The sequence below is a fragment of the Pseudomonas sivasensis genome, from assembly GCF_013778505.1.
GTDB lineage: Bacteria > Pseudomonadota > Gammaproteobacteria > Pseudomonadales > Pseudomonadaceae > Aquipseudomonas > Aquipseudomonas sivasensis.
On sequence record NZ_JAAOWU010000007.1, the window covers coordinates 95,619 to 114,841 of the forward strand.

Genomic DNA, 19,223 nt, shown 5'->3' on the forward strand with positions numbered 1-19,223 from the left:
CTAAGCTCATTCAATCTCCTCCACCCTGGCAGTCCAGGAGGTTTTATGATTCGTTCGATGCTGTACGCCACGGACCTCGGTCTGTACGCGCCCTATGTGATGCAGCATGCACTGGCGCTGGCGCGAACGTTCAAGGCTGACCTGTATGTGATTCACGCGGTCGAGCCTATTGGGCTGTTCGCCGAATCGGTGCTGCAGAGCTACCTTGATGAAGCGGCGTTGAGTGAATGGCAGACCCAAGGGCTTAGCACGGTGATGGCGACCATCGAGCAGCGGGTGCTCGACAGTTTCCGCGAGGAGTTGGGGGAGGGTGAGCAGGACTTGAAGTTGATCCGCTCGGTACGTGTGATTCAGGGCGACCCGTGCGAGGTGATTCTTGACCAACTGTGCAAGCTGTCCGTCGACCTGTTGATCGTCGGTAGCCACAGCCATGCAACCGGCACGACAGCGCCGCTTGGGCGTACCGCGGCACGGGTGCTGCAGCTGTCTACGGTGCCGGTTTACTTGGTGCCGTCCTTACAAGGTCGACGCATTGATGACGTATGACCGGTAGAAAACGATAAAAAGTTCTAGATTTATCCGTCTAACCTTTAATATAGTTATATACCGTCGCTGATACCCGTGGCGTCTATCTGCTTTGAGGGACACATATGAAGCTTCAACAACTGCGCTACATCTGGGAAGTGGCGCACCACGACCTCAACGTTTCCGCTACCGCTCAAAGCCTGTACACCTCGCAACCCGGTATCAGCAAGCAGATACGCCTGCTCGAAGACGAGCTGGGCGTCGAAGTGTTCGCGCGCAGCGGCAAGCATCTAACCCGTGTCACCCCGGCTGGTGAGCGCATCATCACTACTGCCGGCGAGATCCTGCGTAAAGTCGAAAGCATCAAGCAGATCGCTCAGGAATTTTCCAACGAGAAAAAAGGCACTCTATCGATCGCCACCACCCACACCCAGGCGCGTTATGCATTGCCTCCGGTGATCCGCGATTTCATCAAGCAATACCCGGACGTGGCCTTGCACATGCACCAGGGCTCGCCGATGCAAATCGCCGAGATGGCTGCTGATGGCACCGTCGATTTTGCAATCGCCACCGAAGCCCTGGAGCTTTTCGGTGACCTGGTGATGATGCCGTGCTACCGCTGGAACCGTTGCGTTGTGGTACCGCAGGGGCACCCGTTGGCCAAACTGCCGAAGCTGACCCTCGAAGCCCTGGCTGAATACCCGATCGTGACCTACGTATTCGGTTTCACTGGCCGCTCCAAGCTCGACGAAGCTTTCAGCCATCGCGGCCTCACACCGAAAGTGGTGTTCACCGCCGCCGACGCCGACGTGATCAAGACTTACGTGCGTCTGGGCCTGGGCGTGGGTATCGTCGCCAAGATGGCCGTCGACACCAACCTCGACAAAGACCTGGTGGTTCTCGACGCCAGCGAGTTGTTCGAATCCAGCGTGACCAAGATCGGCTTCCGGCGTGGCACGTTCCTGCGTGGGTTCATGTGCGACTTCATCGAGAAGTTTGCGCCGCACCTGACCCGCGAAGTGATGGCCAAGGCGATCCAGTGCCATAACAAACAGGAGCTGGAAGAGCTGTTCGACGGCGTTGAATTGCCCGTCCACTGAGTGGTTTATCGGGCCTCGGTAACCGTAAACAGTTGCCGGGCGCCTGCCACCAGAATCTCTACCTCATCGCCTTCGAACTTGCCCAGCAGGCTTTTGCCCATGGGCGAGCGCGGGGTGATGACAGTCACCGGTTGCCCGACCACATCCACCTTCAAGCCTGCAGCATCAGGCGCCAGGAATAGCCATTGCTGGCGACCGTTCTCGTCCTCCAGGCCCAATAGCGCGCCGACTTCTATGCCTCGTTGATCATCGTAGGCACGCAACTGCAGGTTCTGGCACAGCGCGAGCGCTTGCTTGATTTCCTCGACCCGTTTGGCCTGCCCGGCCGCGAGATACGAAGCCTCCAACCCCAGGGTGTCGTATTTGTTTTCCGCGATGTTCTCTTCGTGAGTCGCGGTTTCGTAGGCGGTCTGCGCGGCGCGCTGGGCGATATCGAGATCGACAGTGAGTTTTTCCAGGATCAACTGGAGGACGGCGTGCTTATTCATGGTTGTGCTTGATCATTCGCAGAATTGCAGGACATTGGCCCGGCTCTTTTCATTGGGCGCGTTCTGGTCCTGTTGCAGCCAGAACTGGCATTTGGGGTTGGACAGGTTACGTGCGTTGTTACGTGCCTGGTCCAGGGCTTGTTGCTGTTCCTGCTTGTGCAGGTTCTGCTGGTACTGCTCGAACATACGGTTGGGGGGTTCAGGCGCGACAACGGTCGGCTTGCCTAATTGCTGGACTGCCTGCGCCACCGGCGCAAGGCTTTGCGGGAACAGGTAGCTCGACGCCAGCCAGGTGGTCAGCGCAATGGCGATAAACCCCAGCCATACACCCACGGCGATAGCGATGCACAGCTTGAGCAGCGACAACGATTGATCCGACATGATGGCCTCCTGGCGGGCATTTGCGGCGTAGCGGCGATTGTCGCACAGCCACTGTGCAGAATAATCGCGATCAAGCCTTCTGCATCGGCGCATTTATGCGGACAATCGAGCCTTTGAGCGTTGGAGCCCGGAATGAAAGCCCGCTGGGATATTTTTTGCAGCGTTGTCGATAACTTCGGCGACATCGGCGTGACTTGGCGGCTGGCCCGGCAATTGGTGGTGGAGCATGGCTGCGAGGTGCGCTTGTGGGTTGATGACCTGCGGGCCTTCGAACGCATGTGCCCCGAGGTGGATGTGCAGCGGGAGCAACAGTGGCAGGAGGGCGTTGATGTACACCACTGGCCAGCCCAATGGTCGCCAACTCCTGCCGGAGATGTGGTGATTGCCGCTTTCGCCTGCCAGTTACCGCCTGAGTATATGGAAGCCATGGCCGAGCGTGAGCGCACGCCGTTGTGGATGAACCTGGATTACCTCAGTGCCGAGGACTGGGTGGTGGGCTGCCATCGCCTGCCGTCGGTGAAGTTCAAGGGAGTACAGAAGTACTTCTTTTTCCCCGGCTTCCGACCTGGTACTGGCGGTTTGCTCCGTGAGGCGGGGTTGCTGGAAAAGCGTCACGCTTTTCAACTGGATGTCGCTGCGCAGCGACAATTCCTGCAAACCTTAGGTGTGATTCCGCATGATGGTGCGCGGCTGTTCTCACTGTTTGCCTACGAAAACGCTGGTCTCGCCGGATGGCTGGACGTCTTATCGACGGACGGGCGTGCCACTCATCTACTGGTGCCGGAGGGCCGCATCCTCGGTGACGTACAGCGCTGGCTCGGTGTAGGAGGGCTCGTCGCGGGCGATATTCATCAACGTAAGTCTCTGACCGTGCAGGTGCTGCCGTTCGTGCGTCAGGAGCAATATGACCACCTGCTGTGGTGCTGTGACTTTAACGCAGTGCGCGGTGAAGACTCGTTCGTCCGCGCCCAATGGGCGGGGCGCCCGTTGCTGTGGCACATCTACCGCCAGGACGAAGACATACACCTCGACAAGCTAGATGCCTTCCTGGATTTGTACACCGCCGCCTTATCACCGGCCGCGAAGGCGGCATTGGTCGCGCTTTGGCAGGCTTGGAACACCGAGGGTGACATGGCACAGCCGTGGAAAAAATTGTTGGAGCACTGGCCGGAAGTCACTCAACGCGCCGAAACGTGGTGTCTGGAACAGGGCTTGCAGGCTGATCTTGCGACGGCGCTGGTACAGTTTTATGAAAGTTGGATATGATACGCCACCTTGATTTTTGTAAATCCCATCCAAATTTCGGATATATGCAATGAAAACTGGTAAAGAACTGAAACCCGGTACAGTGATCCGTCTCGAAAACGACCCTTGGCTGGTTCAGAAAGCTGAGTTCACCAAGTCTGGTCGTAACAGCGCAATCATGAAGACCAAGCTGAAGAACCTGCTGACCGGTTACAAGACCGAGATCGTCTACAGCGCCGATGACAAACTGGACGACGTAATCCTCGACCGCAAAGAAGCGACCCTGTCCTTCATCAGCGGCGACACCTACACGTTCATGGACACCACTGACTACACCATGTACGAGCTGAACGCTGAAGACATTGAAGCCGTTCTGCCGTTCGTGGAAGAAGGTATGGAAGATATCTGCGAAGCGATCTTCTTCGAAGAGCGTTTGGTTTCCGTTGAACTGCCAACCACTATCGTGCGTAAAGTTGCCTACACCGAAGGCTCCGCTCGCGGCGACACTTCGGGCAAGGTGATGAAGCCTGCCAAGCTGGCTAACGGTACCGAGCTGCAAGTAGCTGATTTCATCGAAATCGACGACCTGATCGAGATCGACACCCGCGAAGGCGGTTCGTACAAAGGCCGCGCCAAGAAGTAATTCTGGCTCCGCCCATAAAAAAACCCGACTTCACGTCGGGTTTTTTTATGGGCGGGTGTTTTTCATACGGTTACATGCAGGCGCACATCGACGTTGCCACGGGTGGCGTTGGAGTACGGGCAGACTTGGTGAGCCGCATCGACCAGGCTTTGCGCGTCATCCTGGGCCAGGCCTGGCAGGCTGATGTGCAGGTCGATGTCCAAGCCGAAACCGCCGGGGATCTGGCCGATGCCTACGTGGGCAGTGATCGAGGCGTCGTCCGGGATTTTGCGTTTGGTCTGGCTGGCAACGAATTTCAGCGCGCCGATAAAGCAGGCCGAGTAGCCAGCAGCGAACAGTTGTTCCGGGTTAGTGGCTTGGCCACCGGCGCCGCCCAGCTCTTTAGGCGTGGAGAGCTTAACGTCGAGAATGTTATCGCTGGAAACAGCGCGACCATCACGTCCGCCGGTGGCGGTGGCTACTGCGGTGTAGAGAGTTTGCATGGTGTCGTCCTCGGTCTAGTGTTTCGCAAAATATTTGCGCGCTAATTAGTTTGTGAGGCAAATGTATAGCGCTAATATTTAGTGCGCAAGATAATTTTTGAAATGTTTTCCGGGGAGTGCTGCAAGTCAATGCGTGAAGGTGGCTAAACGGTGCTTTGCAGGTTACTGCGCAACGTAATCAGATCAGCTTGCAGCTTGCGCAACTGCTCCAGTTCCAAACCGCTGGCCCTGAGGATGCACTGCGGAATACCCATTGCCTTGTCCTGCAAGGCACGTCCCGCGGCAGTCAATTCCACCACCACCACCCGTTCATCTTCGCGGCTGCGGGTGCGGCTGAGAAGGCCTTCGGCCTCCAGGCGCTTGAGCAGTGGCGTCAGTGAGCCAGGGTCCGTCAGCAGGCGGCTGCTGATTTCGCCGACAGTCAAACCGTCCTCTTCCCACAGCACCATCATGGCTAAGTACTGCGGGTACGTCAGGCCGAGAGCTTGCAGCAGAGGCTTGTAGACCTTGGTCATAAGCAATGAAGTGGAGTGCAAGGCGAAACACAGCTGGTTATTCAGCATCAGGGATTCGCACGGATCAGGGTTTTTGCTCATGGCGGTGCCTTAAAAACGTGTATGGGCTGAAATCTAGCGGGCAAATCTTTAATGCGCCAGATAATTCGGTCCAGGCGCTCAGACCAGGCCGCTCTGTAGCGCCAGATCCCATGGCGGCACTGGACTGAAACGGGATTTGAGGTACTCCAGCAGCAAGCGGCTGCGCGCGTTGGCCTGCTGTTCCAGTCGCAGCGCATAGATTCCGGTGGTTTCCGGGCTGGGTAGGCCATCTTCGCAAAACAGCGGCAGCAACTCGCCGCGCACCAGGTATTCGCTGGCCAGCCAAGTGGGCAGGTGGGCGATGCCCAACCCGGCCAACGCGCCTGAGAGCAGCGCTTCGGCATTGTTGGCGCTCATTCGGATGCGCCGCGGGCGATAGGTTGCGCGGCGCCCGTCCAACTCGAAGCGCCACGCGAACATCGGCGCCAGGCCATCCCAGTCCAAGCCGTCATGGTCACTCAACTCTCGGGGATGTGTCGGCGTGCCGCGGCTTTTGAGGTAGGCGGGACTGGCGCAGGCGATGCGCACGATGCTGGCCAAGGGCGTGGCGATCAACCGGGTGTCGACGATATGCCCGGCCCGCAGTACCAGATCGACCTTGCCCAAGTGCGCACCCTGCATATCCACAAAACTGTCGATCAGATGCAGGTGCACGTCCAGGCCGGGGTAGACCTTCAGAAAGTCCGCAATCACCGGTGCCAGATGCCGTCGACCAAACGCCGCGGGCGCATCCACGCGGATCAAGCCTTCCGGCGCATGGCTCAGGGACACCGCTTCGGCGCGCGCCAGTTGCAATTCGCTGACAATCCGCCGCGCCCGCTCGGCAAACGCCAGGCCAGCGGGCGTCGGCACTACCGCATGAGTGCTGCGTTGGAACAAGCGGCTACCCACTGAGCTTTCCAGGCTGTCGATGCGCCGCGCCACCGCGGAGGGCGTCAGTGGGTGGCGGCGTGCAGCTGCGGAAAAGCTGCCGGTTTCGAGCACATCTAGAAACAGGCTCAACTGATCAGTGAGGGTATTGGGGTTCATGGCTGAGTGCTTGTGCAAAATTGGCACAGCCATTGTGCGTTGCTGTGCGTTTCCGCGCCAGGGCCGACTGCGTAGCATGCAGAGCCTGGGATTGTGGAGTAATAAGCGGTGTGGGATTTAGCGATGTACCTGGTGCTGGGCGCTGCCTTGGGCACGGTGGGCGGGTTGTTTGGCATTGGCGGTGGGCTGATTGCGATCCCGGTGCTCGGCGTATTGTTTGGCCTGGATCAACAAATTGCTCAGGGCACCGCGCTGGTGATGGTAGTGCCAAATGTGATGCTCGCCCTGTGGCGTTACCACCAGCGCAACCGAATTGAACTGCGTCACGCGCTGCCGCTTGGGATTATGGGTTTCAGCTTTGCCTGGCTGGGCTCGATCTGGGCGGTAGGCCTTGATGCCGGCGCGATGCGGATTGGCTTTATTGCCTTTCTGGTGGCGTTGTCGGGCTACAACCTGCTGCGCATGTTCACCCGCAACGCGCCGCCGACCGCGCAAATGCGTTATTCCTGGCCCTGGCTCGGGGTGCTGGGCGCCGTATCCGGCTCCATGGGCGGCCTGTTTGGTGTCGGCGGCGCGGTGGTCGCCACTCCGGTGCTGACCAGTGTGTTCGGCACCACCCAAGTAGTCGCTCAAGGCTTGTCCCTGGCCTTGGCTTTGCCCAGCACGGGCGTGACCCTCGTCACCTACGCCTGGCACCACGAAGTGGACTGGATGATCGGCATACCCCTGGCGGTCGGTGGCCTGCTCAGTATCAGTTGGGGCGTGAAAGTTGCCCACGCATTACCCGAACGCCTGTTGCGTGGCCTGTTCTGCGGGTTCCTGGTGGTGTGTGCGGTGATGCTGACCTTTAAAGTCTGAAGCCTTCCAGGATGTACTCGGCCAGGCACTCGGTGATTGGCGAGGTGATTTGCGGGTTGCGCAGCAAGTGCAGATTCATCGAGGGCAGCGGTGGGAAACCCTCGTCGCTGCCGAGTACGCGCAAGTCTTCAGTCACCAGGCTTTCCATGCAGATCATCGCGGCCAGGCCGGCACTCACCACCGCCTGGATCGCCGCCACGTTGGTGCTGTGGTACGCCAGGCGATAGTCTCGGCCGGAAGCATCCAGAGCGGCGCGGGTCCACTGTGTGTACAGGCAGTCGGCGCCGGAGACTGCCAGGGGCACGGCATCGTGGTCCTCCACGCAAAAGCAGGGCGCTGCTGCCCAGACCATCCGTTCAGTGCGTAACAGTTCGCCGATTTCTTTGCCAGGTTCGCGGCTGATTACCGTCAGTGCCAGGTCGCGTCGCTGCATCAGCACCGTTGACGACTCGCAATGCAGTTCGATTTGGATCAGCGGGTACGCTTTGGAAAATTGCTTGAGGATTCCCGGAAGGAAGCGCATTACGTAGTCGTCCGGCGTGCCGATCCGTACCAGCCCCACCATATGCGGCTCGCGCAGGGTGTTGAACACCTCGCTATGCAGTTTCAGAATTCGCCGCGCATATCCCAACAGTACTTGGCCCTCGGGCGTTAGACGCACCTGCCTGCCGTCGCGCTCGAATAGTTTGCGCTGCAACACGTCTTCTTCGAGGCGCTTCATCTGCATGCTCACCGCCGATTGAGTGCGGTTGACCAGTTCGCCAGCGCGGGTAAAACCGCCTTGGTCGGCGATGGCGACGAAGGTGCGCAGCACTTCAGTGTCGATGCTTGGGTAGCTGGACATTGATCAATCCCAGAGATGTATTGCATAAGAAACATTCGTTGGATTGATCATAGTGCCACGCACACACTGACGTCATCCCCAAGGGAGGGCGAGAAGATGAAAGGTCAGAATGGTTTTGCGTTGATGGCGAAGTGGCCGTTTGCCGGGTTGTTTCAAACCGTAGCCCGTTGGCAAGCATTGCACGAAGAGCGCCGAATGCTGGCGAGCATGAGCGATGAAGCGCTCAAGGACATCGGCCTCAGCCGCGCCGATGTGGAGCAGGAGAGCCATCTGCACTTCTGGGAAGACCCGCTGCGAAAATGACTCCGGATGCAGTAGGGTAGGTCGCGCGCCTTCAAGGAGATTCCCATGCCCGCCGACCAGTCTTTTTCCCTCAAGCAAGCTCGACGCATGGCGCTGGCGGCCCAAGGTTTTTCCGGGCGCCAGCCGCCTGCAGAGATCAAGTCCGCGCACCTCAATCGACTGATCGAACGCCTCGGTGTATTGCAGATTGATTCGGTCAACGCTGTGGTGCGTTCCCATTACCTTCCGCTGTTTTCCCGTCTGGGTCGCTATTCTCCTTTACTGCTTGAGCAGGCCGCTTGGAGCCAGGGCCGGCGGCGTTCGCTCTTCGAATATTGGGGGCATGAAGCCTCGCTGTTGCCCATGGCGATGTACCCCTTGATGGGTTGGCGCATGGCGCGGGCGCAGCAGGGGCAAGGCATTTATTCGCAGATGGCGCGTTTCGGAAGGGAGCAGCAGTCCATCATTCAGCGTGTGCTGAAGACCGTCGAACAACAGGGCGCCCTCGGTGCCGGTAGCCTGTCCACCCGCGAAGAGCGCGCAGGTCCCTGATGGGACTGGAGTAATGAAAAGCACGCGCTTGAATGGTTGTTCGCCGCCGGCCTGGTGACCGTTGCCGGTCGTCGTGGTTTCGAGCGCCTTTACGACTTGCCCGAGCGCGTCATCCCTGGCGACATCCTTAAGCAAGCCCCGTTGACTGAAGCCGAGGCCCAACGCGGCTTGTTGTTGCACAGCGCCACCGCCTTGGGGGTGGGCACCGAAAAAGACCTGCGTGATTACTTCCGCCTCGACCCTGCCGACAGTCGCAGACGTCTGGCCGAATTGGTCGAAGAGGGGCTATTGCTGGTGTGCCAGGTGCAAGGCTGGAAGCAACCGGCTTACTGCCTGCCAGAACCGAAAGTGCCGCGCAAAGTATCGGTGAGTGCGCTGCTGTCGCCGTTCGATTCGCTGATTTGGGAGCGCAGCCGCACAGAGCGCCTGTTCGATTTCCGTTACCGGCTTGAGATCTACACCCCGCAAGACAAACGGGTGTATGGCTATTACGTGCTGCCGTTTATGCACAACGAACGTATTGCCGCGCGGGTGGACCTGCGAGCGGAGCGCGCCAACGGGCGTTTGGCGGTGCATGCGGTGCACGAGGAAGAGCCGGGGTTGAATGATGAAGGGATGCTTGCGCTTGCGCTGAGCCTGCGGCAGATGGCCGATTGGTTGGGGCTGGAACAGGTACAGCTCAATTGCCAGCGCCCGAGCGCCGCTCGGTTGCGGCTTGCGATGCTCAATGGCGGCGCTGGTTTCTAGGGCGCCATCGGGAGCAAGCCCCCTCCCACACTTGGAATACGTTTCCCTGTGGGAGGGGGCTTGCTCCCGATGGCGTCAATTCTGCCAACTAAAATTTCAGCGTTTGACTTGCTTTAGCGTCTCGGCAATCAGGAATGCCAACTCCAGCGACTGATCGGCATTCATCCTAGGATCGCAATGGGTGTGGTAGCGGTCCGACAAGCCATCTTCGGTGATCGGGCGCGCGCCGCCGATGCACTCGGTGACGTTCTGCCCGGTCATCTCGATATGAATCCCGCCGGCATAGCTGCCCTCGGCCTGGTGCACCTGGAAGAACTCCTTCACTTCGCCGAGGATCTGCGCAAAGTCGCGGGTCTTGTAGCCGCTGCTGGCCTTGATGGTGTTCCCGTGCATCGGGTCCGAGCTCCACAGTACCTGCTTGCCCTCGCGCTGCACGGCGCGGATCAGGTTGGGTAGATGGTCGCCGACCTTGCCTGCGCCCATGCGCGCGATCAGGTTCAGGCGGCCCGGATCGTTGTTCGGATTGAGGATGTCGATCAGGCGGATAAGATCCTCCGGGTTCATGCTCGGGCCGACCTTGACGCCTATCGGGTTGTTCACCCCGCGCAGGAATTCGACGTGAGCGCCATCCAACTGACGTGTGCGGTCGCCGATCCACAGCATGTGGGCCGAGCAGTCGTAATAGTCGTTGGTCAGACTGTCGCGACGCACGAAGGCTTGTTCGTAGTTGAGCAGCAGCGCTTCATGGGCGGTGAAAAAGCTCGTTTCGCGCAACTGCGGCGAGCTGTCCATGCCGCAGGCGCGCATAAAGGCCAGGGTCTCGTCGATGCGGTTTGCCAGTTGGCTGTACTTCTCGGCCAGGGCGGAGTTGGCGATAAAGTCCAGGTTCCACTGGTGCACCTGATGCAGGTCGGCGAAACCGCCCTGGGCGAAGGCGCGCAGCAGGTTGAGGGTAGCGGTGGATTGGTGATACGACTGCAGCAGGCGGTCCGGATCGGGTACACGGCTTTTTTCGTCGAAGCCGATGCCGTTGACGATATCGCCACGGTAGGCGGGCAGGGTGATGCCGTCGATGGTCTCATCGTTGGCCGAGCGCGGCTTGGCGAACTGGCCGGCCATGCGCCCGACTTTCACCACTGGGCAGCCGGCGGCGAAGGTCATCACAATCGCCATCTGCAACAACACCTTGAAGGTGTCGCGGATTTTCGCGGCGGAAAACTCGACGAAACTCTCGGCGCAGTCGCCGCCTTGTAACAGGAAGGCGCGACCCTGGGTCACTTCGGCAAACTGGCGACGCAACTCGCGGGCTTCCCCGGCAAACACCAGCGGCGGGTAGCTGGCCAGACTCTGCTCCACCCGCAACAGGTGTGCAGCGTCCGGGTACTGGGGTTGTTGCTGGATCGGCAGGGCGCGCCAGCTGTCGGGGCTCCAGGGTTGGCTCATCATGAACTCGATTGGCTGATTGACGGTCGGGCGCCAATGTTATCAGCAATTAGTGCGTGACCTGCTGCTGCCGGTTGGCCGACAATCGCGCCTTTGCCGTACAGCAAACCCGTTAGGAGTAGTGATGACAGAGGAGCGTGTCGAGCGCCTGCTCGCCGAAGTTCATGATGACTTCGGCATGATCCGTGTGCTCGAAGTGGCCGATTACCGGTTTCTCGAATTCGGCGATGCCATTGAGCAAAGCTGCGTGTTCACTGCAGATCCGAGCTGGCTGGAGTACGACTACACCCGCGCGATGCTGATCGGCGCGTTGTGCCATGAACAGCCGGAGAGCGCCTTGTTCCTCGGTCTGGGCGCCGGTACGTTGACCCAGGCGTGCCTCAAGTTCCTCCCGCTGGAAGACGTCGAAGCCATCGAGCTGCGCCCCGATGTGCCGCGCCTGGCCATTGAGTACCTGGGGCTGGACGATGATCCGCGCCTGTACATCCGCATCGGCGACGCCCTGGAGTTGCTGGAGACCGCTGAATCGGCGGACTTGATTTTCGTCGACCTCTATACCGATGTCGGCCCCGGCGTTGGGCACCTGGCGTGGACCTTCCTGGAAAACTGCCAGAAGAAACTCAACCCCGGCGGCTGGCTGGTGATCAATCAGTGGGCGACTGACGACGGCAAACCGCTGGGCGCGGCGTTGTTGCGTGGGTTGTATCACCGGCACTACTGGGAACTGCCGGTGAAGGAGGGCAATGTGATTTTGCTGGTACCTTCGGAGCTGGATCAGGAGCTGGATCTTGATGCCCTTTCTACTCGGGCTGAGTTGTTGGCGCCGCGTCTGGGGTATTCGTTGCAGCCCTTGATCAAGGCGATTCGGCCGGCTACGTAGTCGCCTGTACCGGCGCCATCGGGGGCGAGTCGAATCGTCGCACCGCACGTCCCACACTTGGAACTCATTTCAAATGTGGGAGGGAGCTTGCCCCGATGGCGTCGGTATAGGCGACTCAAATGCCCTTGAATAGCCCCGGCCGCTTCTCGACCATCGCGCGCAGGCCTTCCTTGGCATCCTCGCTGTTCAGCAATTTATCCACCATCGGCGGCAGCGCGGCGGCCGCAACGGTTTCGCCTTCCACACGCGCCAGGCGGGCCGACATCAAGGTGGCCTGGACGCCAAGCGGCGCCTGGCGCGCGATGCGACTGGCCAGTTCGATGGCGCGGGGCAGCAGGTCTTCACTGGCCATTACTTCCTGCACCAAACCCAGGCGCAGGGCTTCATGGGCGTCGAACTCGTCGCCGGTCAGCAGCCAGCGCATGGCGTTGCCCCAGCCGGCGATCTGATGAAAGCGCAATGTCGCACCGCCAAACGGAAAGATCCCGCGCTGTACTTCCATCTGCGCAAAGCGGGTATTGCTCGCACACAGGTTGATATCCGCCGCGAGCATCAACTCGATACCAATGGTGAGGCAGTAGCCCTGGGCGGCGACGATCACCGGTTTACTGACCCTGGGGCCTGCGAAAACGCCCCAGGGATCACAGCCTCCCAGCGGCGGTTGCCAGCCGCCCGCCATTACCCCGCTGACATTGGCCAGGTCCAAGCCGGCGGTGAAGTGGTCGCCATGGGCAAATACTACGGCCACTCGTGCGTCATCGTTTCGATCAAATTCGCCATAAGCCAAGCTCAGCTCATTGAGCAAATCCAGGTCGAAGGCGTTGCGCTTGGCCACCCGGTCCAGGCCCAACAGCAGGACATGGCCCTGGAGTTCACGGCTGACGCGGCTGCTGCTGGCGTGATTCATTGGGTGTGCCCTCGGGTGGAGAGAAGGGTTTCAGACCAAAGGTCTTGGTCTAAGGGTGAATCGTTTAAGCCTTATGACCAACAGGGCCGGGCCTTTGAAAAATAGACCCTGGCAGGGTTATCTGCAAAGACTGTGACGCACCACGGTTTATCGGTGCTTTGCGATAAAAAAAGCTCCCTTTTTCAAGTATTTCCGGTATAGTACGCGCCGGCCTTTAACCGGGCCGCGTTTAGGTAGCGCAATTCCCCGAAGTCAGCTTCGGCTGCATGTCCGCACAGCGGACTCTTCCTTAACGAATCTTTTTCATTCATTCGTTTTCGCAAATCCCCGCCGACAAAGCAGCCAGGGCGACTCTTGAGTCTCAACACGGCATGCGCAGCTTTGGAGCATGGGTCTTTGCGGATGCACTTAGAGGCAGACCCATGACCCAGGAAACCGGCGGCTTCGCCGCTTTTAATCTTAACCCGAACATTCTTGCTGCCGTCATTGCGACCGGCTACGAAGAACCTTCGGCGATTCAGCAGCAATCGATCCCGATCATCATGGCCGGCCAAGACATGATTGGCCAGGCGCAAACCGGTACCGGTAAAACCGCCGCGTTCGCCCTGCCTATCCTGCACTGCATCGATCCTGCCAAGCGCGAGCCGCAAGCCCTGATCCTGGCGCCAACCCGTGAGTTGGCGCTGCAAGTAGCAACCGCTTTTGAAACCTACGCCAAGCAAATGCCGGGCGTTACCGTTGTTGCCGTTTACGGCGGCGCGCCGATGGGCCCGCAACTGAAAGCCATCCGTAATGGCGCTCAGATCGTCGTGGCTACCCCAGGCCGTCTGTGCGACCACCTGCGTCGCGACGAAAAAGTACTGTCGACCGTGAACCACCTGGTTCTCGACGAAGCTGACGAAATGTTGAAGCTGGGCTTCATGGATGACCTGGAAGTCATCTTCAAGGCACTGCCACCGACCCGTCAGACCGTACTGTTCTCGGCCACCCTGCCACAGTCGATCCGTGCCATTGCCGAGCGCCATCTGCGCGATCCGCAACACGTGAAGATCCAGACCAAGACTCAGACCGTTACCGCGATCGAACAGGCTCACCTGTTGGTTCACGCTGACCAGAAGACCTCGGCTGTATTGAGCCTGCTGGAAGTCGAAGACTTCGACGCCTTGATCATGTTCGTGCGCACCAAGCAAGCGACCCTGGACTTGGCCAGTGCCCTGGAAGCCAAAGGCTATAAAGCCGCTGCGCTGAACGGTGACATTGCCCAGAACCAGCGTGAGCGCGTGATCGACTCCCTCAAGGATGGCCGTCTGGACATCGTTGTTGCGACCGACGTAGCGGCTCGTGGTCTCGACGTTCCGCGTATCACCCACGTGTTCAACGTTGACATGCCTTACGATCCAGAATCCTACGTTCACCGTATCGGCCGTACAGGCCGTGCCGGTCGCGAAGGTCGTGCGCTGCTGCTGGTGACTCCACGTGAGCGCCGCATGCTGCAAGTGATCGAGCGCGTAACCGGTCAGAAAGTTGCCGAAGTCCGCCTGCCGGATGCCCAGGCCGTTCTCGATGCCCGCATCAAGAAACTGACCAACAGCCTGTCGCCTCTGGTGGCTGACGCTGAATCGACTCACGGCGACCTGCTGGACCGCCTGACCGCCGATATCGGTTGCACTCCACGTGCCCTGGCTGCTGCCCTGCTGCGCAAGGCTACAAACGGTCAGGCCCTGACCCTGGCAGCTATCGAGAAAGAGCGCCCACTGGTACCGAACAACGCGCCACGCGGTGATCGTCCAGAGCGTACCGGCGACCGTCCAGACCGTGGTGATCGTGAGCGTCGTGCTCCGGTTCCATTGGCTGAAGGTCGTGCTCGTTGCCGTACCGCGCTGGGCGCGCGTGATGGTATCGCTGCCAAGAACCTGCTGGGCGCTATCCTGAATGAGGGTGGCCTGGCACGTGAAGCGATCGGCCGTATCCAGGTCCGTGACAGTTTCTCCCTGGTGGAGCTGCCGGAAGACGGTCTGGAGAAGCTGCTGACCAAGCTGAAAGACACTCGCGTTGCCGGTAAGCAGTTGAAGCTGCGTCGCTACCGCGAAGATTGATCCGCCCTTGGGCTGATTGATCACACATAAAAAATCCCCGACTGGTTCGGGGATTTTTTTTGCGTCGCTGTTTTAACAATAAAGAGTTAGCCGAAGCGGTAAATGTCCATGCCCAAGGCGCCCATGGTGAAGCCTTGGTGCGCGATGCTGAAGTCCCCACCAGCGCCACGCGCAAAGTACAGCGGCAACAGATGTTCATCGCTCGGATGGCTGCGCACGGCGTGGGGCGCTTGGCGCCGATAGTCGTGCAACGCGGCTTCATCGTTGGCAGCGAGCTTATCCACCACCCAATCCCGGAAGCCCCGCGCCCAAGGTTCGATGCTTTCAGGCCCTGCGTGCCAGTCCAGTTCGCCCAGATTATGCGTGATGCTGCCGGAACCGATCAGCAGTACGCCTTCCTCGCGCAAACTGGTCAAGGCATGCCCGACTCGCGTCTGCAGGGCAGGGCCCATGCGGCTGGGCAAGGATACCTGCACGACTGGGATATCCGCCGCGGGGTACATCAGCGACAGAGGCACCCAGGTGCCATGGTCGAAGGGGCGCTGGTCGTCGATGCGTGCATTCAGGCCGTCGGCGCGCAGCAGCCCGACGATCTCTCCCGCCAACTGTGGGTTGCCCGGTGCGGGGTATTGCACGGCAAACAGCTCGCGGGGGAAGCCGCCGAAGTCGTGCCAGGTTTCGGGTGCGGCGCTGCCGCTGACCAGTAAATCGTGGCTTTCCCAGTGTGCCGATACCACCACTATCGCCTTAGGGCGGGGCATTTCGGCAGCCAGGCGTTGCAAAGCCGGTCCGCTGGCGCCGGGTTGAAGGGCAAGCATGGGCGAACCGTGGGAGATAAACAGGCTGGGGAACATAAGAAGAGTCCTGAGCGTTAACATGTAGCCATCTTCAGTCAGATCATTGATCTAAATCTAATATAAGTTTTAGCGCGTTTTGATCGAATTATCGGAGGTGATTCCATGGAGCCCAAGTTTTGGCAGGAGCGCTGGGCGAGAAACCAGCTCGGCTTTCATTTGCCTGAGGTTAATCCTTATTTAGAACGGCATTGGCCTTCGTTGGCGCTCGCGGAGGGCGCCAAGGTACTGGTGCCGCTGTGTGGCAAAAGCCTGGACCTGATGTGGCTGGCCACCCAGGGTCATCGGGTACTCGGCGTTGAGCTATCAGAGCAGGCGGTTGAAGCCTTCTTCAGCGAGCAGAGCCTGACGCCGCGAATCACTCAGCGGGGTGTGTTCACGGTGTATCAGGCTGATTTGATCGAAGTGTGGTGCGGCGATTTCTTCGCTCTCGACGCTGAGGTTCTGGCTGATTGCACTGCGGTCTATGACCGTGCCGCTCTGATCGCCTTGCCGCCGTTGATGCGCTCGCAATACACCGAGCAGTTGAACAACATGCTACGTCCAGGCTGCCAGGGTTTGCTGATCACCCTCGACTACGACCAGACGCAAAAGGCAGGCCCACCGTTTGCGGTGACGGATGAAGAGGTAAAGGTGCTGTTGGGAGCACACTGGAGCCTGCAGGTGATCGAGAAGCAAGACATTCTGGGTGAGAGCTGGAAGTTCGTGCAGGACGGCGTCACGGGCTTGGACGAGCGGGTCTACAGAGTCGCGCGGGCATAAAACTGTGCCCACAAAAAAAGGGGCGATCAGATCGCCCCTTTTTTGCATTACCAGGTATCAGCCCCGACGACGAAGCGCGTCAATACGCTCTTCCAGTGGTGGGTGGCTCATGAACATACGAGCCAAACCCTGTTTGATGCCGCCGTTGATGCCAAAGGCGGTCAGGCTGTCAGGCATATGCACTGGCAGGCTCTGTTCGGAACGCAAGCGTTGCAGCGCGCTGATCATTGCATTGGTGCCTGCCAGGCGCGCGCCGGCTTCGTCTGCGCGGAACTCTCGTTTGCGCGAGAACCACATCACGATCGCACTGGCCAGGAAGCCCAGCACCACTTCGGCAAAGATGGTCGCCACGAAGTAGGCGATACCGCGACCGCCTTCGTTCTTGAAGATTACTTTGTCCACAAAGTTACCGATAATCCGCGCAAAGAACATCACGAAGGTGTTGACCACACCCTGTACCAGCGCAAGGGTAATCATGTCGCCGTTGGCTACGTGACCAATTTCGTGCGCGAGTACTGCCTTTACTTCATCGGGTGAGAAGCGTTCGAGCAAGCCCTGACTGACGGCCACGAGCGCGTCGTTCTTATTCCAGCCCGTCGCAAAGGCATTGGCCTCATAAGCAGGGAAAATCCCGACTTCGGGCATTTTGATACCTGCTTCTTGAGACAACTGCTCCACGGTTTGCATCAGCCATTGTTCATGGCGAGTGCGTGGTTGGGTGATGACTTGGGTGCTGGTGCTCATCTTCGCCATCCACTTGGAGATGAACAGCGAGAACAGCGAGCCGGCAAAACCAAAGACCGCACAGAAAATCAGCAGCTGATTGAGGTTCAGATCAACCCCGTTGGCCGCCATGAACCCGTTGAAGCCGAAAAGGCTCAGGGTGATGCTGGCAATCAGCACGACCGCCAGGTTAGTGGCCAAGAACAGCAGGATGCGCATCATGGTTGTAGAGTTCTCCTCATGCTTAATATGTCGCGTACTGCGGGGTATATAAGGTGCGGCATGGGGTGATTCAACCGAGCGACTATTTCAAACTGTGTCCTACAGCCTGAATGTAGAGCTTTGAAGGGATTTTCCGACTAGGAATGTCACCAGAGATGCCCCACTTTTTGCCTCACAACCCTGCAATTATAGGGGGCACGTGGCTTGAGAGAGGCAAGTGCCATACAGAAAAAGGGCGAGATCAGAGAAGTGTTGCCAGATAATCGCTGTACGACCGAATGTCGATCGTACAGCGCCATGCCACTACTGGCGATAGGTCTTGAGGAAGTTGCCAATACGGCCAATCGCCATGTCCAAGTCATCTACGCGCGGCAAGGTCACCACGCGGAAGTGATCCGGCCACGGCCAGTTGAACGCGGTGCCCTGAACCACCAACAGCTTTTCCGACAGCAACAAGTCGAGCACGAACTTTTCGTCGTTGAGGATCGGGCATACCTTCGGGTCTATCCGTGGAAAAGCGTACAGCGCACCCATGGGTTTCACGCAGCTCACACCGGGGATCGCATTGAGCAGCTCCCACGTGCGGTTGCGTTGTTCCAGCAGGCGGCCCTGGGGCAGTACCAGGTCATTGATGCTCTGGTAGCCGCCCAGAGCGGTCTGGATCGCATGCTGGCTCGGTACGTTGGCACACAGGCGCATGTTGGCCAGCATGTCGATGCCTTCGATGTAGCTCTGGGCGTTGTGCTTGGGACCGGAGATGGCGATCCAGCCGGAGCGGAAACCCGCCACGCGGTAGGACTTGGACAGGCCGTTGAAGGTCAGGCACAACAGGTCCGGTGCCAGGGAGGCGGTGCATACGTGCACGGCGTCGTCGTAGAGGATCTTGTCGTAGATCTCGTCGGAGAACACCACCAGGTTGTGCTGGCGTGCCAGTTCCAGCATGCCCAGCAGCACTTCCTTGGAATACACCGCGCCGGTGGGGTTGTTCGGGTTGATGATCACCAGTGCCTTTGTGTTCGGAGTGATCTTGGCCTTGATGTCAGCCAGGTCCGGGAACCAGTCGGCGCCTTCGTCGCACAGGTAGTGGACCGGGTGGCCGCCGGCCAGTGTCACGGCTGCGGTCCACAGTGGATAGTCCGGTGCAGGTACCAGCACTTCGTCGCCATTGTTCAGCAGGGCCTGCATGGACATCACGATCAGTTCGGACACGCCATTGCCCAGGTAGATGTCTTCAATGCCGACGCCTTCCACCTGCTTCTGCTGGTAGTACTGCATCACCGCTTTACGCGCGCTGAACAGGCCTTTGGAGTCGCTGTAGCCCTGAGCGGTAGGCAGGTTGCGGATAACGTCCTGGAGAATTTCGTCCGGTGCTTCGAAACCAAAAGGCGCCGGATTGCCAATGTTCAGCTTGAGGATGCGATGACCTTCCTCTTCCAGGCGTTTGGCGTGCTTGAGCACTGGGCCGCGAATGTCGTAGCAGACGTTGGCGAGCTTGTTCGATTTGCTGACCTGCATGGCGATGTGATCCTGAAAATGAACGATCCAGACGGTGTGTGCACTACCG

At 59.2% G+C, this 19,223-nt stretch carries 20 protein-coding genes and 1 pseudogene; 10 read left to right on the forward strand and 11 right to left on the reverse strand.

Annotation, left to right across the window (positions count from 1 at the left end):
* Window positions 1-45 precede the first annotated feature (45 nt).
* Together G9Q84_RS14165 and cysB are read left to right on the forward strand one after the other, a co-directional pair.
* Window positions 46-546: a universal stress protein gene (locus G9Q84_RS14165; protein ID WP_181643565.1), complete on the forward strand. Its 501-nt coding sequence runs from the start codon at window positions 46-48 to the stop codon at window positions 544-546.
* Between the two features lie 104 nt (window positions 547-650).
* A complete protein-coding gene (gene cysB / locus G9Q84_RS14170; RefSeq protein ID WP_003189876.1) occupies window positions 651-1,625 on the forward strand; it encodes an HTH-type transcriptional regulator CysB in 975 nt (324 codons plus the stop codon).
* Between the two features lie 5 nt (window positions 1,626-1,630).
* On the opposite strand, the gene G9Q84_RS14175 is transcribed toward cysB, so the two are convergent.
* Together G9Q84_RS14175 and G9Q84_RS14180 are read right to left on the reverse strand one after the other, a co-directional pair.
* The gene (locus G9Q84_RS14175) at window positions 1,631-2,113 is read right to left on the reverse strand and encodes a GreA/GreB family elongation factor (protein ID WP_032889009.1); all 483 of its coding nucleotides are present in this window, start codon (window positions 2,111-2,113) and stop codon (window positions 1,631-1,633) included.
* A 12-nt stretch (window positions 2,114-2,125) separates the two neighbouring features.
* On the reverse strand, window positions 2,126-2,494 hold the full coding sequence (locus tag G9Q84_RS14180; RefSeq protein WP_099601460.1) for a hypothetical protein: 369 nt from the start codon (window positions 2,492-2,494) through the stop codon (window positions 2,126-2,128).
* 132 nt (window positions 2,495-2,626) lie between these two features.
* On the opposite strand from G9Q84_RS14180, the gene earP reads away from it, so the two are divergent.
* Window positions 2,627-3,760 (forward strand): elongation factor P maturation arginine rhamnosyltransferase EarP, encoded by a 1,134-nt coding sequence (gene earP / locus G9Q84_RS14185; RefSeq protein WP_181643566.1) that lies wholly within the window; start codon window positions 2,627-2,629, stop codon window positions 3,758-3,760.
* 49 nt (window positions 3,761-3,809) lie between these two features.
* Window positions 3,810-4,382, forward strand: coding sequence for an elongation factor P (locus tag G9Q84_RS14190; RefSeq protein WP_032889016.1), 573 nt, complete (start codon window positions 3,810-3,812; stop codon window positions 4,380-4,382).
* Window positions 4,383-4,444: 62 nt separating this feature from the next.
* On the opposite strand, the gene G9Q84_RS14195 is transcribed toward G9Q84_RS14190, so the two are convergent.
* The 3 genes from G9Q84_RS14195 to G9Q84_RS14205 all read right to left on the reverse strand — a co-directional run bounded on the left by G9Q84_RS14195 (window position 4,445) and on the right by G9Q84_RS14205 (window position 6,489).
* Window positions 4,445-4,864, reverse strand: a complete 420-nt coding sequence (locus tag G9Q84_RS14195; RefSeq protein WP_010176159.1) for an organic hydroperoxide resistance protein — start codon at window positions 4,862-4,864, stop codon at window positions 4,445-4,447.
* Between the two features lie 143 nt (window positions 4,865-5,007).
* On the reverse strand, window positions 5,008-5,460 hold the full coding sequence (locus G9Q84_RS14200; RefSeq protein ID WP_122755792.1) for a MarR family winged helix-turn-helix transcriptional regulator: 453 nt from the start codon (window positions 5,458-5,460) through the stop codon (window positions 5,008-5,010).
* 78 nt (window positions 5,461-5,538) lie between these two features.
* Window positions 5,539-6,489: a LysR family transcriptional regulator gene (locus tag G9Q84_RS14205; protein WP_032889023.1), complete on the reverse strand. Its 951-nt coding sequence runs from the start codon at window positions 6,487-6,489 to the stop codon at window positions 5,539-5,541.
* A gap of 108 nt (window positions 6,490-6,597) precedes the next feature.
* Here G9Q84_RS14205 and G9Q84_RS14210 point away from each other — a divergent pair, with 108 nt between their 5' ends.
* Window positions 6,598-7,347, forward strand: a complete 750-nt coding sequence (locus G9Q84_RS14210; protein ID WP_032889026.1) for a sulfite exporter TauE/SafE family protein — start codon at window positions 6,598-6,600, stop codon at window positions 7,345-7,347.
* Here the strand turns inward: G9Q84_RS14210 and G9Q84_RS14215 are convergent.
* Complete coding sequence (locus G9Q84_RS14215) at window positions 7,337-8,191, reverse strand: LysR family transcriptional regulator (protein ID WP_032889029.1); 855 nt, start codon at window positions 8,189-8,191, stop codon at window positions 7,337-7,339. The genes G9Q84_RS14210 and G9Q84_RS14215 overlap by 11 nt on opposite strands.
* Before the next feature lie 96 nt (window positions 8,192-8,287).
* Between G9Q84_RS14215 and G9Q84_RS14220 the strand changes: the two genes are divergently transcribed.
* Together G9Q84_RS14220 and G9Q84_RS14225 are read left to right on the forward strand one after the other, a co-directional pair.
* On the forward strand, window positions 8,288-8,494 hold the full coding sequence (locus G9Q84_RS14220) for a DUF1127 domain-containing protein (protein WP_233896991.1): 207 nt from the start codon (window positions 8,288-8,290) through the stop codon (window positions 8,492-8,494).
* Between the two features lie 45 nt (window positions 8,495-8,539).
* Window positions 8,540-9,772, forward strand: a pseudogene (locus G9Q84_RS14225) (winged helix-turn-helix domain-containing protein).
* A 96-nt stretch (window positions 9,773-9,868) separates the two neighbouring features.
* Here G9Q84_RS14225 and G9Q84_RS14230 read toward each other — a convergent pair.
* Window positions 9,869-11,215 carry a class II 3-deoxy-7-phosphoheptulonate synthase gene (locus G9Q84_RS14230; RefSeq protein WP_032889037.1) on the reverse strand — a complete coding sequence of 449 codons (1,347 nt, stop codon included), beginning with the start codon at window positions 11,213-11,215 and terminating at the stop codon, window positions 9,869-9,871.
* A gap of 124 nt (window positions 11,216-11,339) precedes the next feature.
* Between G9Q84_RS14230 and G9Q84_RS14235 the strand changes: the two genes are divergently transcribed.
* Complete coding sequence (locus tag G9Q84_RS14235) at window positions 11,340-12,095, forward strand: spermidine synthase (RefSeq protein ID WP_032889040.1); 756 nt, start codon at window positions 11,340-11,342, stop codon at window positions 12,093-12,095.
* A 115-nt stretch (window positions 12,096-12,210) separates the two neighbouring features.
* Here G9Q84_RS14235 and G9Q84_RS14240 read toward each other — a convergent pair whose 3' ends face one another.
* Window positions 12,211-13,002 (reverse strand): crotonase/enoyl-CoA hydratase family protein, encoded by a 792-nt coding sequence (locus tag G9Q84_RS14240; RefSeq protein ID WP_181643567.1) that lies wholly within the window; start codon window positions 13,000-13,002, stop codon window positions 12,211-12,213.
* A 422-nt stretch (window positions 13,003-13,424) separates the two neighbouring features.
* Between G9Q84_RS14240 and G9Q84_RS14245 the strand changes: the two genes are divergently transcribed.
* Window positions 13,425-15,098, forward strand: coding sequence for a DEAD/DEAH box helicase (locus tag G9Q84_RS14245; RefSeq protein WP_027606997.1), 1,674 nt, complete (start codon window positions 13,425-13,427; stop codon window positions 15,096-15,098).
* Between the two features lie 86 nt (window positions 15,099-15,184).
* Here G9Q84_RS14245 and G9Q84_RS14250 read toward each other — a convergent pair whose 3' ends face one another.
* Window positions 15,185-15,952 (reverse strand): DODA-type extradiol aromatic ring-opening family dioxygenase, encoded by a 768-nt coding sequence (locus tag G9Q84_RS14250; protein WP_032889047.1) that lies wholly within the window; start codon window positions 15,950-15,952, stop codon window positions 15,185-15,187.
* A gap of 105 nt (window positions 15,953-16,057) precedes the next feature.
* Between G9Q84_RS14250 and G9Q84_RS14255 the strand changes: the two genes are divergently transcribed.
* Window positions 16,058-16,714 (forward strand): thiopurine S-methyltransferase, encoded by a 657-nt coding sequence (locus G9Q84_RS14255; RefSeq protein WP_122680118.1) that lies wholly within the window; start codon window positions 16,058-16,060, stop codon window positions 16,712-16,714.
* 57 nt (window positions 16,715-16,771) lie between these two features.
* On the opposite strand, the gene htpX is transcribed toward G9Q84_RS14255, so the two are convergent.
* Together htpX and G9Q84_RS14265 are read right to left on the reverse strand one after the other, a co-directional pair.
* The gene (gene htpX, locus G9Q84_RS14260; protein WP_181643568.1) at window positions 16,772-17,659 is read right to left on the reverse strand and encodes a protease HtpX; all 888 of its coding nucleotides are present in this window, start codon (window positions 17,657-17,659) and stop codon (window positions 16,772-16,774) included.
* Window positions 17,660-17,962: 303 nt separating this feature from the next.
* Window positions 17,963-19,174: a pyridoxal phosphate-dependent aminotransferase gene (locus tag G9Q84_RS14265; RefSeq protein ID WP_032889055.1), complete on the reverse strand. Its 1,212-nt coding sequence runs from the start codon at window positions 19,172-19,174 to the stop codon at window positions 17,963-17,965.
* Between the last annotated feature and the right edge of the window lie 49 nt (window positions 19,175-19,223).

What these genes read in the sequence shown, in the direction of transcription:
- G9Q84_RS14165 (WP_181643565.1), top strand. Translation starts at nt 46, where the DNA reads ATGATTCGTTCGATGCTGTACGCCACGGACCTCGGTCTGTACGCGCCC.
- cysB (WP_003189876.1), top strand. Translation starts at nt 651, where the DNA reads ATGAAGCTTCAACAACTGCGCTACATCTGGGAAGTGGCGCACCACGAC.
- G9Q84_RS14175 (WP_032889009.1), bottom strand. Translation starts at nt 2,113, where the DNA reads ATGAATAAGCACGCCGTCCTCCAGTTGATCCTGGAAAAACTCACTGTC.
- G9Q84_RS14180 (WP_099601460.1), bottom strand. Translation starts at nt 2,494, where the DNA reads ATGTCGGATCAATCGTTGTCGCTGCTCAAGCTGTGCATCGCTATCGCC.
- earP (WP_181643566.1), top strand. Translation starts at nt 2,627, where the DNA reads ATGAAAGCCCGCTGGGATATTTTTTGCAGCGTTGTCGATAACTTCGGC.
- G9Q84_RS14190 (WP_032889016.1), top strand. Translation starts at nt 3,810, where the DNA reads ATGAAAACTGGTAAAGAACTGAAACCCGGTACAGTGATCCGTCTCGAA.
- G9Q84_RS14195 (WP_010176159.1), bottom strand. Translation starts at nt 4,864, where the DNA reads ATGCAAACTCTCTACACCGCAGTAGCCACCGCCACCGGCGGACGTGAT.
- G9Q84_RS14200 (WP_122755792.1), bottom strand. Translation starts at nt 5,460, where the DNA reads ATGAGCAAAAACCCTGATCCGTGCGAATCCCTGATGCTGAATAACCAG.
- G9Q84_RS14205 (WP_032889023.1), bottom strand. Translation starts at nt 6,489, where the DNA reads ATGAACCCCAATACCCTCACTGATCAGTTGAGCCTGTTTCTAGATGTG.
- G9Q84_RS14215 (WP_032889029.1), bottom strand. Translation starts at nt 8,191, where the DNA reads ATGTCCAGCTACCCAAGCATCGACACTGAAGTGCTGCGCACCTTCGTC.
- G9Q84_RS14220 (WP_233896991.1), top strand. Translation starts at nt 8,288, where the DNA reads ATGAAAGGTCAGAATGGTTTTGCGTTGATGGCGAAGTGGCCGTTTGCC.
- G9Q84_RS14230 (WP_032889037.1), bottom strand. Translation starts at nt 11,215, where the DNA reads ATGAGCCAACCCTGGAGCCCCGACAGCTGGCGCGCCCTGCCGATCCAG.
- G9Q84_RS14235 (WP_032889040.1), top strand. Translation starts at nt 11,340, where the DNA reads ATGACAGAGGAGCGTGTCGAGCGCCTGCTCGCCGAAGTTCATGATGAC.
- G9Q84_RS14240 (WP_181643567.1), bottom strand. Translation starts at nt 13,002, where the DNA reads ATGAATCACGCCAGCAGCAGCCGCGTCAGCCGTGAACTCCAGGGCCAT.
- G9Q84_RS14245 (WP_027606997.1), top strand. Translation starts at nt 13,425, where the DNA reads ATGACCCAGGAAACCGGCGGCTTCGCCGCTTTTAATCTTAACCCGAAC.
- G9Q84_RS14250 (WP_032889047.1), bottom strand. Translation starts at nt 15,952, where the DNA reads ATGTTCCCCAGCCTGTTTATCTCCCACGGTTCGCCCATGCTTGCCCTT.
- G9Q84_RS14255 (WP_122680118.1), top strand. Translation starts at nt 16,058, where the DNA reads ATGGAGCCCAAGTTTTGGCAGGAGCGCTGGGCGAGAAACCAGCTCGGC.
- htpX (WP_181643568.1), bottom strand. Translation starts at nt 17,659, where the DNA reads ATGATGCGCATCCTGCTGTTCTTGGCCACTAACCTGGCGGTCGTGCTG.
- G9Q84_RS14265 (WP_032889055.1), bottom strand. Translation starts at nt 19,174, where the DNA reads ATGCAGGTCAGCAAATCGAACAAGCTCGCCAACGTCTGCTACGACATT.